Source organism: Allobosea sp. GW821-FHT10B12, assembly GCF_059415545.1.
In genome coordinates, this window is sequence record NZ_JBWKNL010000005.1 from 114,428 (window position 1) to 128,872 (window position 14,445).

The 14,445-nt window shown below is 66.9% G+C and carries 14 protein-coding genes, 1 tRNA gene and 1 pseudogene; 10 read left to right on the forward strand and 6 right to left on the reverse strand.

Annotated features, from left to right (window positions below):
* Nucleotides 1-37: 37 nt before the first annotated feature.
* A complete protein-coding gene (locus AC07O0_RS18185; protein ID WP_100961135.1) occupies nt 38-310 on the reverse strand; it encodes a DUF6460 domain-containing protein in 273 nt (90 codons plus the stop codon).
* An 84-nt stretch (nt 311-394) separates the two neighbouring features.
* Nucleotides 395-1,075, reverse strand: coding sequence for a response regulator (locus AC07O0_RS18190; protein WP_494625095.1), 681 nt, complete (start codon nt 1,073-1,075; stop codon nt 395-397).
* A 310-nt stretch (nt 1,076-1,385) separates the two neighbouring features.
* Here AC07O0_RS18190 and AC07O0_RS18195 point away from each other — a divergent pair, with 310 nt between their 5' ends.
* The 5 genes from AC07O0_RS18195 (at nt 1,386) to AC07O0_RS18215 (ending at nt 4,843) form a co-directional block, all read left to right on the forward strand.
* Nucleotides 1,386-1,643, forward strand: coding sequence for a DUF4212 domain-containing protein (locus AC07O0_RS18195; RefSeq protein WP_494625096.1), 258 nt, complete (start codon nt 1,386-1,388; stop codon nt 1,641-1,643).
* Between the two features lie 16 nt (nt 1,644-1,659).
* A complete protein-coding gene (locus AC07O0_RS18200) occupies nt 1,660-3,648 on the forward strand; it encodes a sodium:solute symporter family protein (protein WP_494625097.1) in 1,989 nt (662 codons plus the stop codon).
* A 98-nt stretch (nt 3,649-3,746) separates the two neighbouring features.
* Complete coding sequence (locus tag AC07O0_RS18205) at nt 3,747-4,049, forward strand: YggT family protein (protein ID WP_494625098.1); 303 nt, start codon at nt 3,747-3,749, stop codon at nt 4,047-4,049.
* Between the two features lie 5 nt (nt 4,050-4,054).
* Nucleotides 4,055-4,408, forward strand: coding sequence for a hypothetical protein (locus tag AC07O0_RS18210; protein WP_494625099.1), 354 nt, complete (start codon nt 4,055-4,057; stop codon nt 4,406-4,408).
* A gap of 36 nt (nt 4,409-4,444) precedes the next feature.
* The gene (locus AC07O0_RS18215) at nt 4,445-4,843 is read left to right on the forward strand and encodes a hypothetical protein (protein ID WP_494625100.1); all 399 of its coding nucleotides are present in this window, start codon (nt 4,445-4,447) and stop codon (nt 4,841-4,843) included.
* On the opposite strand, the gene AC07O0_RS18220 is transcribed toward AC07O0_RS18215, so the two are convergent.
* Both AC07O0_RS18220 and AC07O0_RS18225 read right to left on the reverse strand, forming a co-directional pair.
* Complete coding sequence (locus AC07O0_RS18220) at nt 4,836-6,650, reverse strand: cisplatin damage response ATP-dependent DNA ligase (protein WP_494625101.1); 1,815 nt, start codon at nt 6,648-6,650, stop codon at nt 4,836-4,838. The genes AC07O0_RS18215 and AC07O0_RS18220 overlap by 8 nt on opposite strands.
* Nucleotides 6,647-7,716, reverse strand: a pseudogene (locus AC07O0_RS18225) (ligase-associated DNA damage response exonuclease). Before AC07O0_RS18225 ends, AC07O0_RS18220 begins: the two are co-directional and overlap by 4 nt.
* A 60-nt stretch (nt 7,717-7,776) precedes the next feature.
* Between AC07O0_RS18225 and AC07O0_RS18230 the strand changes: the two are divergent.
* A complete protein-coding gene (locus tag AC07O0_RS18230; protein WP_494625102.1) occupies nt 7,777-8,715 on the forward strand; it encodes a class I SAM-dependent methyltransferase in 939 nt (312 codons plus the stop codon).
* 22 nt (nt 8,716-8,737) lie between these two features.
* On the opposite strand, the gene AC07O0_RS18235 is transcribed toward AC07O0_RS18230, so the two are convergent.
* Complete coding sequence (locus AC07O0_RS18235) at nt 8,738-9,667, reverse strand: LysR family transcriptional regulator (protein ID WP_494625103.1); 930 nt, start codon at nt 9,665-9,667, stop codon at nt 8,738-8,740.
* A 102-nt stretch (nt 9,668-9,769) separates the two neighbouring features.
* On the opposite strand from AC07O0_RS18235, the gene AC07O0_RS18240 reads away from it, so the two are divergent.
* The 4 genes from AC07O0_RS18240 (at nt 9,770) to AC07O0_RS18255 (ending at nt 13,975) form a co-directional block, all read left to right on the forward strand.
* On the forward strand, nt 9,770-10,456 hold the full coding sequence (locus AC07O0_RS18240) for a L,D-transpeptidase (protein WP_494625104.1): 687 nt from the start codon (nt 9,770-9,772) through the stop codon (nt 10,454-10,456).
* 55 nt (nt 10,457-10,511) lie between these two features.
* Entirely contained in the window at nt 10,512-12,998 is a 2,487-nt protein-coding gene (locus AC07O0_RS18245) for a ligase-associated DNA damage response DEXH box helicase (RefSeq protein WP_494625105.1), read from the forward strand.
* Nucleotides 12,999-13,042: 44 nt separating this feature from the next.
* A complete protein-coding gene (gene pdeM, locus AC07O0_RS18250; RefSeq protein ID WP_494625450.1) occupies nt 13,043-13,705 on the forward strand; it encodes a ligase-associated DNA damage response endonuclease PdeM in 663 nt (220 codons plus the stop codon).
* A gap of 195 nt (nt 13,706-13,900) precedes the next feature.
* Nucleotides 13,901-13,975, forward strand: a tRNA-Thr gene (locus AC07O0_RS18255).
* Nucleotides 13,976-14,049: 74 nt separating this feature from the next.
* Here AC07O0_RS18255 and AC07O0_RS18260 read toward each other — a convergent pair.
* Complete coding sequence (locus tag AC07O0_RS18260; protein WP_494625106.1) at nt 14,050-14,445, reverse strand: (R)-mandelonitrile lyase; 396 nt, start codon at nt 14,443-14,445, stop codon at nt 14,050-14,052.

Sequence of the window (14,445 nt, forward strand, 5' to 3'; positions counted from 1 at the left end):
GCGAAGGGCCGAAAGCCGGCTCCGCGTCTCGCCCGCGCTAGCGCTTCGAGGCGAAAAGCCGGCTGATCAGCCAGAGCGGCACGACGACCAGCGCGCCGGCGAGGGCCCAGCCACCAACTTCGCGGACTGCATCGAAGCCCATGTCGGTGAGCGAACGAACGAAGCGCAGCGCCGAGTCGAAGAGACCGCGCGGCGACAGGCCAAGGAACGCCATGGCCGCGCCGACCAGCAGCGAGATAAAGAACAGGCGCACGAGGACGCTGAGGACGGAACCGCCCAGAAAGCGCTCGGTGCCACCGCCATTGGCCATGGAAATCCCCTTCGGATCGACGTGCGAAACAAATCAGACCCAGCTTGAACCGAGCCTGAACGCTGCCGTCAACCGCCGCCGACCTCAGCTCGTCGCCGAGGCACCCTGCGCCGCCCAGCCGGCACCGGCGATCTTGGCGGCGGCGATCACCGCCTGGGTGCGGCTGTCGACGTTGAGCTTGGTCAGAATCGCCGAGACATGCGCCTTGACCGTCGCCTCGGAGACGCCGAGCTCATAGGCGATCTGCTTGTTGAGCAGTCCCTCCGACAGCATCATCAGCACGCGCACCTGCTGCGGCGTCAGCGTCGCCAGGCGGCGGACCATGTCGGCGGTCTCATGGTCGACCGGGGCTGAGAGGTCGACGCCGGGCGGTGTCCAGACACCGCCATCGAGCACGGCCTGGATCGCCTCGCCCATCTGCGCGACCTCGGCGGTCTTGGGCAGGAAGCCGAGCGCGCCGAACTCGATACAGCGGCGGATCACGGCCGGATCGTCATTGGCCGAGACGACGATCACCGGAATCTCGGGATAGGAGGCGCGCAGGAAGAGCAGGCCGGAAAAACCCTGCACGCCGGGCATGGAGAGATCGAGCAGGATGAGGTCGGTGTCGGCGGTCTCGACCAAAGCCTGACCGAGCGCCTCGAGCGAGCCGACCTCGCTGACCTCCGAGCCGGCCAGGGCGTGCGAGACCGCCTGGCGCAACGCGCCGCGAAAGAGCGGATGATCGTCCGCGATCACGATCCTGGTCGACGGCTGACGACTCATCGCTGGCATTCCTCCCATCCATCACCGCGCAGTCTGGCCCTGCGCGGTCGTGATCTCAAGCGCCGCCGCCGGTTTCAGCGGGGACGATGACGGACCATCGCGATGTCGCGCAGATCGACTGCGGCTGCAACACAGTCGCGACTTGGTCTTTCGATGGGGACTTACGTCTTTAGTACACATTCTTTCGTCGACCCACTTCAATTAACCTATCGTTAGGCGGTTGGGGACCGGACAGGCGCGAATCACGAGAATCCGACAACAGCCAGAACTGCGAAAGAAGAAACAATAGATCTCTCGGGAGAAACGTTTCATGGATTCGCAAAAGGAAGGCCACCACTGGCAAAGAACAAGTAAGTTGATGCTCGTGATGATGGCACTATGGCTGTTCTTCAGCTACGTCGTCCACATGTTCGTGACGCCGCTCAACGGCATCAAGCTCTTCGGCTTTCCTCTGGGTTTCTACATGGCTGCCCAGGGGTCTCTCATCGCTTTCGTCGTGATGCTGTTCTGGTTCGCCAAGGCGCAGGACAAGATCGATCGCGACGCAGGCGTGGCCGAAGACGATTGAGCGGGGGGCTGCGATCATGTCCAGCCAAGAGCAAACCAGCTCGAACGGCTTCACCTCGAGCCTCGGCCGCATCTACGGCATCTATACGGGCGGCTTCGTCGCCTTCATCATCCTGGTCGCCATCCTCGAAAGGGCCGGCGTCCCGAACAAGATCCTCGGCTACATGTTCGTCGGCTTCACCATCCTGGTCTATGCCTTCATCGGCATCATCTCCAGAACGGTGCAGGTCTCGGAGTATTACGTTGCCGGACGCTCGGTGCCGGCCTTCTACAACGGCATGGCGACAGGCGCCGACTGGATGTCGGCGGCGTCCTTCATCGGCATGGCCGGCTCGCTCTTCCTGCTCGGCTATGACGGCCTCGCCTTCGTGCTCGGCTGGACCGGCGGCTATGTGCTGGTCGCGGTGCTGATTGCGCCGTTCCTGCGCAAGTTCGGCGCCTATACCGTGCCCGACTTCCTGTCGGCGCGCTATGGCGGCAACGTCGCGCGCTTCCTCGGCGTCATCGTGCTGCTGGCCTGCTCCTTCACCTATGTGGTGGCGCAGATCTTCGGCACCGGCCTGATCGCGCAGCGCTTCCTCGACATGGACTTCACCGTCGCGGTCTATGTCGGCCTCGCCGGCATCCTGGTCTGCTCGATGCTCGGCGGCATGCGGGCGGTGACCTGGACGCAGGTCGCGCAATACATTGTGCTGATCGTCGCCTATCTGGTACCGGTCGTGATCCTGTCGGCGCAGAAATATGGGCTGCCTCTGCCGCAGCTCACCTATGGCCAGGCCCTGCAGGAGATCACCGCGCTCGAGCAGAGCTTCCTGCAGAACAACCTTGCCACGGCGGCGACGCTCAAGCCGCACACGACACCGTTCCTCAACTACAGCCCGGCGAACTATTTCGCCCTGATCCTGTGCCTGATGGTCGGCACCGCCTCGCTGCCGCATGTGCTGATGCGCTACTTCACCACGCCGTCCGTGCGTGATGCGCGCATCTCGGTCGCCTGGTCGCTGCTGTTCATTTTCCTGCTCTACTTCACCGCACCGGCCTATGCGGCGTTCTCGAAGCTCGAGGTCTACTCGACCCTGATCGGCAAGAACCTCGCCGACATGCCGCAATGGGTCTTCAGCTGGGGCAAGCTCGGCCTGGTGACGATCTGCGGCAAGGCAGCCGAAAGCGTGCAGGCGATCACGGCCGCCTGCGGCGCCGTCAGCGGCCATACCGGCGTGCTGCGCCTGCAGGATTTCGGCATCAACACCGACGTGGTGGTGATCTCGACGCCTGAGATCGCCGGCCTGCCCTATGTCATCACCGGCCTCGTCGCGGCCGGCGGCCTCGCCGCCGCGCTCTCGACCGCGGACGGCCTTCTGCTCGCCATCGCCAACGCGCTCTCGCACGACATCTACTACAAGATGATCGACAAGAACGCGCCGACGGCCCGGCGGCTGGTCGTCTCGCGCGTGCTGCTGGTGCTGGTGGCGGTGCTAGCGGCCTACACCGCCTCGACCAGACCCTCGGACATCCTCGCCATGGTGTCCTGGGCCTTCTCGCTGGCGGCGGGCGGCCTGTTCCCGGCCCTGGTGCTCGGCATCTGGTGGAAGCGCGCCAATTCGGCGGGCGCCATCGCCGGCATCACGGTCGGCTTCGGCCTGACGCTGTTCTATCTGGTGGTCAGCCGCTACTACCCGCATCTCGGCGTGCAGTATTTCGGCATGAGCTCGCTGCTCAATCCGGTCTCCGGCGCGCCGCTGATCTCGGCGGAGAACATGACGAAGTTCCTGGCCGACCCGGCGATCGCCAGCGGCCCGGCGCTGGTCAGCAACCCGCTCGCCTCCAAGGTCGGCTGGTTCAACATCAACAACATCTCCTCGGCGCTGTTCGGCCTGCCGGCCGGCTTCCTGGCGATGTATGTCGTGTCGATGCTGACCGCCGCGCCCTCCAAGGCGATGATGGACTTCGTCGACGCCTGCCGGCGCCCGCGCGGCGGCACGCTGATGGAGGAAAAGGCGAGCTGAGCTCGCCGGGCTCTCACGACAGGTATCGAGGGGCGGGATTTGCTTCCCGCCCCTTCTTCTTCACACTGCCGACAACCCGGCCACAGGAGACGAATCGCTTGACCGAATCCGCCGGGTTCTGGGTCTTCCACCTGCCCAATCTCGCGCTGGCGGCGCTGATCTACACGCTGCTGGGACGCTATATCCTCTCCCTCTTCTTCCCGCCCGACAGCGACAAGGTGATCTGGCGCGTCTTCTGCCAGATTACAGACCCGATCCTGAACCTGGTCCGGCTGGTGACGCCGGCGCTGGTGCCGCCGCCATTGCTCAATCTGTTCGCCATCGTCTGGCTGTTCCTGCTGCGCTTTCTCCTGTTCTACATCGTCCGCATGCTCGGGCTCCTGCCCACCGCCTCGGGATGACGCCGATGAACCAGACCACCGACAATGGCGATGATCGCGACAGGCTGGTGCGGCAGGACGGGCTGCTCGTCGGCATCGCCGGCTTCTCCCTGCTCGCCGGCATGCACTTCTCGCCCTATTTCGACCCGGCCTTCATCCTGGTGAAGTTCCTGCTGGCGCCGGCGTTCTTCCTGTCCTCGCCGATCCTGCTGTTCTACTTCACCTCGCTCTTCGTCTCGGTGTCCTGCCTGATCATCGCCGGCGTCCCGGCCGCAGTCTTCGAGCGCGTGACCGGCCGACGAAATAGTGATGCGGCCTCGCTTGGCATCTGGCTGGCCGGCGTGATTATTCTGGCGCTGCCGGCGGTGACGGGCCTCTGAGCGGAACCCGCGCGGCTCTCCTAGATTGGAAGCCGCATGACAGGACCTGGCGATCCGGACAAGGCCGATCCGTTGCGCCGCCTGCGGACGCTGGCGGAGATATCGACGGCGCGCGCCTGCGGCTTTGCCGGCCTCGCCACTTTCTGCCTGATGGTGGGCCTCTCCGGCAGCCCGCCGGCCGCACTGAAGGCCGGCGGTTATTGCGCACTCCTCGTCGTCGCGGTGCTGCTGATGCTGGCGCAGCAGGCGCCGCTGCGACCCTATAAGCGCACCGAGATCTGGCTGATGCTCGACCAGGCCGAGCGGCCGCCCGAGGCCTATGCGCAGATGTTGTTCGCGCAGGTTCGCCGCGAGGCGTTCCTGCGCTTCGCCGGCTATCACGCGCTGGCGGCAGCCCTGCTTCTCGGGACGGCGATGCTCGGCGTGGTCAAGTAGCCGGCAGCAGCGCCTCCAGCGTCTCGATCCGATCGGCCTCGCCCGGCGGCTTGTCCCAGCGGATGCGGTTGATGCGGGGAAAGCGCATGGCGATGCCGGATTTGTGCCGGGTCGAGCGCTGCAGGCCCTCGAACGCCACTTCGAAGACGAGGCCGCTTGACAGCGTATGCGTCACCTCGCGCACCGGGCCGAAGCGGTTCAGCGTGTTCTTGCGGACATAGCGATCGATCTCGAGCAATTCCTCGTCGGTGAAGCCGAAATAGGCCTTGCCGACCGGCACGAGCTCGTCCGCCCCCCCTTCCCCGACCCGCCAGACGCCGAAGGTGTAGTCGGAATAGAAGGAGGAGCGCTTGCCATGGCCGCGCTGGGCATACATCAGCACGCAGTCGACCAGCCGGGCATCGCGCTTCCACTTGTACCAGTAGCCCTTCGGGCGGCCCGGCAGATAGGGCGAGTCGAGCCGCTTCAGCATGCAGCCCTCGACCGCCTCGGCATCGGCGCCAGCCCCGGCAGAAGCCGGGTCGGCGCGGGCCTCGGTCAGCTCGTCCCAACTCGCAAAGGCGATGCGTGGCGAGAGATCGAAACGCGTGCTGTCGAGCCTGCCGAGGAAGGCCTCCAACCTGGTACGCCGCTCGGTGTACGGGTGGGCACGCAGATCATCATCAGCCTCGGCCAGGAGGTCGTAGGCGCGGATATGGGCCGGGAATTCGGCCAGCATCTTGGCCGTGACCTGCTTGCGGTTGAGCCGCTGCTGCAGCGTGTTGAAGCTCTGGACAATGCCATCGCGCATCACCAGCAATTCGCCGTCGATCGCGCCGTCCTGCGTCAACGCTTGGGTGAGGTCGGGAAAGGCGCCGCCGATCTCCTCGCCAGTGCGGGAATAGAGCCGGACGATGCGGCTGCCATCGGCGCGCGTGCCGGCGACGGCCTGGACGCGGATCCCGTCCCATTTCCATTCGGCGGCGAATTCACCCGCGTCGAGCTTGTCGAAATCGCCATCCTCGATCGCATGCGAGAGCATGACCGGGCGGAACGGTGCAGGATCTGTCGCCTCCGGCCGCGGCGCCCTGCCCTCCAACCAGGCGAAGAGCGGGACATAGGGCGGCTCGATGCCGTGCCAGACCTGCTCGACCTCGTCGGGTGCGACGCGGCCGAGGCTCGCGGCTGCGGTCTTGGCCAAGCGGGCGGAGACACCGATGCGCAGGGCGCCGGTGATCAGCTTGAGCAGGGCCCAGCGGCCGGTCTCGTCGAGCGCGTCGAGCCAGGAGGCGATCAGGCGCGGCATCTCGGTCTTGCCTGAGTTGCGCAGGCCAGCGACGACATCGGGAAGCGTGAGCGGGGCGCGGTTGTGGCCGGGCGGGGCGGCCGAACCAGCCTGGCTCTTCTCTCCCCCCTTGTGGGGGAGAGATAGAGAGGGGGGTATGCCGCGCTCGACAACAGACCAGCCAGGCTCCTCTTGTTCTGCGCCCTCGATACCCCCCTCCCAACCCTCCCCCACAAGGAGGGAGGGCTTTGTGGCGCGCCCTTCATGAAACGGAGCCGGCCACATCAGCGCGACTGTCTCGGAGAGGTCGCCGACATAATCGTAGGAGAGTGCGAACAGAACGGGGTCGGTGCGCTCGGCGATGAGTGCCCGGATCAGACCGGGCTTGGCGTTCTGGAACACCAGCCCGCCGGTCATCGCCGCCAGCGCATAGCCGCGATCGGGATCGGGCGTGGTGCGCAGGTAATCGGCGATCAGGGCGAGCTTGCCGTTGCGGCGCGGCTCATAGGCGAGACGGTCGAGCAGCCAGGCGAAGCGATTCATGGCGACGCCTCCACCGGCTTGGTCTCTTCCGGCTTGGCTTCGGGCTCGGCCTCGCCCTCGTCGCCATAGCCGACGAGATGCAGCGGCATGCCCTTGAGGCCGACCGTGCCGCACCAATGCGCCAGCGCCTCGGCCTCGCCATGGGTGATCCAGATCTCGTTGGCCTGGACCTCGCGGATCGTCGCCTGGAGGTCGTCCCAATCGGCATGGTCGGAGATGATCAGTGGCAGCTCGACGCCCTTCTGGCGGGCCCGCGCCCTGACCCGCATCCAGCCCGAGGCGAAAGCGGTGACCGGATCGGGAAAGCGGCGCGACCACAGGTCCTGGATCGCGCTCGGCGGGCAGATGACGATCTCGCCGGCAAATGCCTTGCGTCCCTCGGCTTTGCGCTCGCCGGGCTCGACCTTGCGGATCTCACCGAGCGGGATGCCCTCGGCCTGGTAGAGCTCGGTGATTTTTTCGACCGCGCCATGGATGTAGATCGGCCGCTCGTAGCCGGCCTCGCGGATCAGCGCCATCAACCGCTGCGCCTTCCCCAGCGAATAGGCGCCGACGATGTGGGTGCGATCGGGAAAGAGCCGGACGGAATCGAGCAGCTTGGCCGTCTCGGCATCGGCCGGCGGATGACGGAACACCGGCAGGCCGAAGGTCGCCTCGGTTATGAAGATGTCGCAGGTGACCGGCTCGAAGGGTGCGCAGGTCGGATCGCGCTCGCGCTTGTAGTCACCGGAGACAACGATGCGCAGGCCCTTGTGCTCGACCACGATCTGGGCCGAGCCGAGGACATGGCCGGCCGGGACGAAGCGGAAATCGACCGCGCCGATACGGACGGTTTCGCCAGGTGCCGCGACCTGCTGCGAGCCGGTGAAGGCCTCGCCATAGCGCAGCGCCATGATCGCCAGCGTCTCACGCGTCGCCAACACGGCGCCATGGCCGGCGCGCGCATGATCGGAATGGCCATGGGTGATCAGCGCCCGCGCCACCGGGCGGACCGGGTCGATGTAGATATTGGCCGGCGGGCAATAAGCCCGGCCGGGGTCGGCGTCAGCAGATCGGAAGGCTTCATCGTCTGGCCAGTGTCATCTGCCTTCGTTAAACCCGCAGCATGATCGAAAAGGGCAGCAGCGTGTACTCCGCCAGTTCCGGGGACGAGCGTCTCGACCGTCGCTATGCCTGGGCCGAGGCGGCACTGAAGGACGGCGATCCGCAGGCGACGATCGACATCCTCGATCAAACGCTCGCGGAGAATTACGGTTTCACCGCTGCCTGGCATCTCTATGGGCTGGCGCAGGAGGCGCTCGGACACAATGAGGAGGCCGCCACCGCCTGGCGGCAATGCCTCGACCTCGACCCGAACGACCATGTCGGCGCCAAGCTCGACCTCGCCCGCATCGGCGCACTCGCGGCCGAGCAGGCGACCTCGGAGAATTTTTCGGGCGCGCTGTTCGACGGCTATGCCGAGCGCTTCGACAGCCACCTCGTCGGCACGCTGCAATACCAGGCGCCGGCGCTGCTGAGAGAGGCGCTCGCACGCCATTGCGCCCAAGCCGGCCGACCCTTTCACTTCGAGACGGCCTATGATCTCGGCTGCGGCACGGGGCTGATGGGCGAAGCAATCCGCGCCGAGACAGAGTTCCTCGCCGGCTGCGATCTCTCGCCGCGGATGATCGCCAAGGCGCAGGCCAAGACGCGCGAGGGCGGCGGCCCGCTTTACGACAAGCTCGCCACCGCCGGCCTCACCGCCTTCCTGGCGAGCCGGCCCGACGCCTCGGCCGATCTCGTCATCGCCGCCGACGTCTTCGTCTATCTCGGCGACCTCGCCCCGAGCTTCCATCAGAGCACGCGCGTGCTCAAAGCAGGCGGCCTCTTCGCCTTCACCGTGCAGAGCCATCAAGGCGAGGGCATCGCGGTCGGCCAGGATCGACGCTTCGCCCATGCCGAGGCCTGGGTCAGGGAGACACTCGTCGAGGCCGGGCTGAAACCCGCACTGGTCGAGCCAAGGAGCACAAGGATCGACCGCGGTCAGCCGGTGCCGGGGCTACTGATCCTCGCCGAGCGCCATTGAGGGCGCTAAGGCCGGCCATAGCCTAAGCCGCCTCCGAACGCATATCGCCGGCATCGACGCCCTCCACGGCGCGCAAGGCCGGAATCGCGAAATCGGTGAAGGCACGTACAACCGGGCGCATGAAGCGCACCGAGGGAAATATCCAGAAGGCCTCCGTCGGCCTGACCTCGTAGTCCGGCAGGATCCTCACGAGCCGCCCTGTCGCGAGTTCATCCGAAACGAGGAGACGCTGCACCGGCCCGGCGGCGCGTCCCGACAGCAAGGTCGCGACGATCGTCTCGGCGGCGTTCGTGCGCATGATCGGACGCACCGGCACGTCGACGCTCTCGCTTCCTCGACGCAACGGCAACACATCATGTGGCGCCAGCAGCGTCGGCGTCGTCACGACATCGATCTCGGACAGTTGCGCCGGCGTCTCGATCGGCCCCGATCGGGCGAGGAATTGCGGGGCTGCCACGAGGATGCGGCGCACCAGGCCGAGGCGCCTGACGATCAGTTCCTGAGCGGCCGGGCGGCCATAGAGGAGCGCGAGGTCGAACCCCTCATAGACCAGGTCGACCGCACGGTTCTCCAGTACGAGATCGATGGTCACGCCGGGATGGCGTTCCTGGAAAGCCAGCGCGATCGGGTGGAGATGCCTGGCGCCGATGCAGGACGGCGCATGCACGCGCAGCAGCCCTTCGATTGCGCCCATCTCGTGGCGAACGCCCTCCAGCGCGGCATCGATGGTGGACAGCGCGCTGCGGCTAGCTTCGTAGAGCGCCTTGCCCTGCGCGGTCGGCCGAACCGTGCGGGCCGAGCGTTCCAGCAGCCGCGCGCCGACATGCCGCTCGAGATTGCGCAGGTGCTTGGTGACGGCTGGTTGCGACACGGAGAGATCGCGGGCCGCGGCCGTGACCGAGCCGCGCTCGACGGTGTGCACGAAAGCCCTCAAGGCGGCAGCGATATCCATGCATAGCCATTGGTTATGACAACCATCACCCCATAACTGATCGACGCTGCCGCGGCAAATTGCTCTATCGCCTCACCAGTCCCTCCCACGAGCAATAGCCGAATGCCCATCGACAGACGCCGCCTGCTGCTCGGCAGCCCATTCCTTTTGTCCGGCTGCGTCACTAGGCCCGCGCCCGAGTCCAGCCAGGCGTCCCCCAGTCGTCCCGACATGGTCGAGGCCGACTACGCTTCGATCTACGCCGCCATCGACGGCGAGCCCTTTCCGATACCGGCCATCGACCTCGCCGAGATAGGGCCTGAGTTCCTGCGGCGCGAGGTCGGCTATCGCACGGCCGAGCCGCCGGGAACCGTCGTCGTCGATCCCGGCGAACGCTATGCCCATCTCGTCGGCGAGCGCGGGCGCGCGATCCGCTACGGCATCGGCGTCGGCAAGGAGGAAGGCTTCAACTTCCGCGGCGCCGCGACAATCGCGCGCAAGGCGCAATGGCCGCGCTGGACGCCGACACCGGACATGATACGCCGCGAGCCGCAGCGCTATGGCCGCCACGCCGGCGGCCTCGCCGGCGGCGCCGGCAATCCGCTAGGCCCACGCGCGCTCTACCTTTATCGCGACGGGCGCGACACGCTCTACCGGCTGCACGGCACCGTCGAGCCGTGGACGATCGGGACGATGGTCTCGTCCGGCTGCATCCGGCTGCTCAACCAGGACATCCTGGACCTCTATCGACGCGTCCCCGTCGGCAGCAGGGTGGTCGTGCTGGGATCGGGCACCGGCACGGCCGTCTGAAAGGCGAGAGACCACCGTTCCCTTTTCGTTCGACAGAGCCTATCTCTGTCGCTCGATGGATGCGCCCTCGCCTCTTCCCCTCGCCTTCTCCGCCTGGTTCGCCAGCCGCGGGTGGAGCGTGCGGGCGCATCAGCTCGCTCTGCTGGAGGAAGCCCGGGCCGGGCGTTCGACCCTGCTGGTCGCGCCGACGGGCGCCGGCAAGACCCTCGCCGGCTTCCTGCCCTCACTGGTCGAACTCACCCAGCGCGGCGGCGAGCGCGACGGGTTGCACACGCTCTATGTCTCGCCGCTGAAGGCGCTCGCGGTCGACATCGCCCGCAATCTGGAGACGCCGATCAGGGAAATGGGGCTCTCGGTGAAGGTCGAGACCCGCACCGGCGACACTTCGCCGGCCAAGCGCGCCCGCCAGATCGAACGCCCGCCGGATATTCTGCTGACGACGCCAGAGCAGCTCGCGCTGCTGGTCTCGCACCGCGATGCCAGGCCGTTCTTCGCTGGCTTGCGCCGTGTCGTGCTCGACGAGTTGCACGCGCTCGTCACCTCGAAGCGCGGCGACCTGCTCTCGCTCGACCTTGCCCGGCTGCGTGAGCTGGCGCCTGAGATGAGCGCGGTCGGCCTCTCGGCGACGGTGCGCGAGCCGGCCGACCTGCAAGCCTATCTCGGCGGCGCCGGCACGCCATCCGGCCTCGTCACCGTCAAGGGTGGGGCAAAGGCGCAGATCGGCATCATGGCGACAAGCCGCCGGCTGCCACTGGCGGGCCATGTCACCGCCCACGCCGTCGGCGACATCTACGCCGCAATCCAGGCCCACAAACTGACGCTGGTTTTCGTCAACACGCGCATGCAGGCCGAGTTCATGTTCCAGGCGCTGTGGAGCGTGAACGAGGAGACGCTACCGATCGCGCTGCATCACGGCTCGCTCGATGTCGGCCAGCGCCGCAAGGTCGAGGCGGCGATGGCGGCGGGCAGGCTCAAGGCCGTCGTCTGCACCGCGACGCTCGATCTCGGCATCGACTGGGGCGATGTCGACCTCGTCATCAATGTCGGCGCGCCCAAGGGCGCGAGCCGCCTGATGCAGCGCATCGGCCGTTCCAATCACCGCATGGACGAGCCTTCGCAGGCGCTGCTGGTGCCATCGAATCGCTTCGAACTGCTCGAATGCCGCGCCGCGCTCGATGCGGTGGCGGAGGCGGCGCAGGATACCCCGCCACCGCGGATCGGGGCACTCGACGTGCTCGCCCAGCATGTGCTGGGGGTCGCCTGCTCGGATGGATTCGAGCCCGATGCGCTCTATCGGGAAGTCCTGACCGCCTCGCCCTATGCCGAGCTCGCCCGCGCCGATTTCGACGCGGTCGTCGATTTCGTCGCGACCGGCGGCTATGCGCTGAAGAGCTATGAGCGCTTCGCCAAGCTTCGGCAGAGCAAGGACGGCGTCTACCGCGCCAGCAATGCCCGCGTGATCCAGCAATACCGGATGAATGTCGGCACCATCGTCGAATCGACCATGCTCAAGGTTCGGCTCGGCCGCTCCAGGCCAGCCCGGCCCGGCAGCCAGCCCATGCTCAGCCGCGGCGGGCGCGTGCTCGGCGAGCTGGAGGAGTATTTCGCCGAGACGATGACGGCGGGCGACACTTTCATCTTCGCCGGCGAGGTGCTGCGCTTCGAGGGCATCGTCGAGAACGAGGTGGTCTGCTCGCGCACCAGTGCCGGCACCGACCCGAAAATCCCGTCCTATGCCGGCGGCAAGTTCCCGCTCTCGACCTTCCTTGCCGCGCGGGTGCGCGCCATCCTGGCGACACCGAAGGAATGGACGAAGCTGCCGGATGAGGTCTCGTCCTGGCTGCATGCGCAGCGGCTGAAATCGCGCCTGCCCAAGCCGGGCGAGCTCCTGGTCGAAACCTTTCCGCGAGCGGGACGGTTCTTCCTCGTCGCCTATCCGTTCGAGGGCCGCCTCGCCCACCAGACACTCGGCATGCTGCTGACCCGCCGGCTGGAGCGGGCGCGCCTGAAGCCGCTCGGCTTCGTTTGCAACGATTATGGCCTGGGCGTCTGGACGCTCGGCGACATGGGCGCAGCGATCGCGCGTGGGGCGCTCTCGCTCGACGAGCTCTTCGCGCAGGACATGCTCGGCGACGATCTCGAGGACTGGCTGGCCGAATCGGCGCTGATGAAGCGCACCTTCCGCTCCTGCGCCGTGATCGGCGGGCTGATCGAGCGCCGCTTTCCCGGCCAGGAGAAGAGCGGGCGGCAGGTGACGATCTCGACCGATCTCGTCTACGACGTATTGCGCCGGCACCAACCCGACCATGTGCTGCTACGCGCCGCACGCGCCGATGCCGCGACCGGCTTGCTCGACATCGGCCGACTGGGTCAAATGCTGACACGGATCAGCGGGCGAATCGTGCATCAGCCGCTCGATCACGTCTCGCCGCTCTCGGTCTCGGTCATGCTGGAGATCGGGCGCGAGGCGGTCCATGGCGAAGCGGCCGACGAGATCCTGGCCGAGGCGGAAGCGCAGATGCTCGAAGAGGCGATGGCGTGAACCTGGCGGCGAAGGAGACGGGAGACGTGGCGGCCGAAGCCTTCATGCTCGGCCGGCTCGCTGTCGTGCCCGATCTCTCCGGCGCGCTCTATATGCCGGATGAGCGCACGCTCGTCGTCGCCGACCTGCATCTGGAGAAGGGCTCGGCCTATGCGGCGCGCGGCGTCCTGCTGCCGCCTTATGATTCTGCTGCGACGCTGCGGCTGCTCGGCGCCGCGATCCTGCGCTACCAGCCGGCGCGCGTGATCGCGCTCGGCGATAGCTTCCATGATCGCGGCGCCGAGGCGCGGATCGACGAGGGCTGCCTTGCGACCCTGCGCGCCTTTCAGGCTGGCCGCGACTGGCTCTGGATCAGTGGCAACCACGACCCCGCGATCTCGGCCGCAATGGGCGGCACGGTGCTCGACGAGCTCGATCTGCGCGGCGTCAGGCTGCGGCACGAGCCGAGCCCCTCAGGTGCACTGCCGGAGATCGCCGGGCATCTGCACCCCGCCGCCAAGGTCCGGATGCGCGGCCGGGCGCTGCGCCGGCGCTGCTTTGCGCTCTCGCCGAGCCGCTGCGTCATGCCGGCGATGGGCGCCTATGCCGGCGGCCTCAATGTCCGTGACGCCGCCTTTCGGCCGCTGTTCGGCCTGGGCTTTTGCGCCCATCTCCTCGGCGACGGCCGGCTGTTCCGCATCGACCAGCGCCTGCTGCTGCCGGACTGAAACGAACGGTCGCAGCAAGGTCGAGCACTCCATTGGTAATGGAGAGGTCGAGCGCCCTTCATTTTCATGTGCAGGGATATGTGCGTAACAGGTTGCGTCGGGGCAGGGCTTGTGGCATCAGGACGCCGCTTCGGAACGGCGCGGCGCCTTTACGGGTCCTCGATCGACCCGAAACGCCAGCATAAGCACGGTCCTGCTGCGGTAGCTCAGTGGTAGAGCACTCCATTGGTAATGGAGAGGTCGAGAGTTCAATCCTCTCTCGCAGCACCAGCCTTTCTCATGACACCGTTATTGCTGCCCGGCAGCGCCAACCTGTCATTGGCGCTGCAAGATAGCTGCCGTTCTCAGCCGCCATACTGGGCGTCGGAGACCTTCTCCAACCAGTCGACCACTTTGCCATCCTGCGCTTCCTGCACGGCGATATGGGTCATCGCCGTCTCAGGCCCCGCGCCATGCCAGTGCTTCTCGCCCGGCGGGAACCAGACCACGTCGCCCGGCCTGATCTCCTCGACCGGCCCGCCCCAGCGCTGCACCCGGCCAAAGCCGGCTGTCACGACCAGCGTCTGGCCGAGCGGATGGGTGTGCCAGGCGGTGCGGGCGCCCGGTTCGAAGGTGACGCTGGCGCCCTGCACGCGCTCGGGCGCATGCGGATTGAACAGCGGATCGATGCGGACAGTGCCGCTGAACCAGTCGCCCGGCCCTTTCGCCGATGGCCGGGTTCCGGCGCGGATGATGTCCAT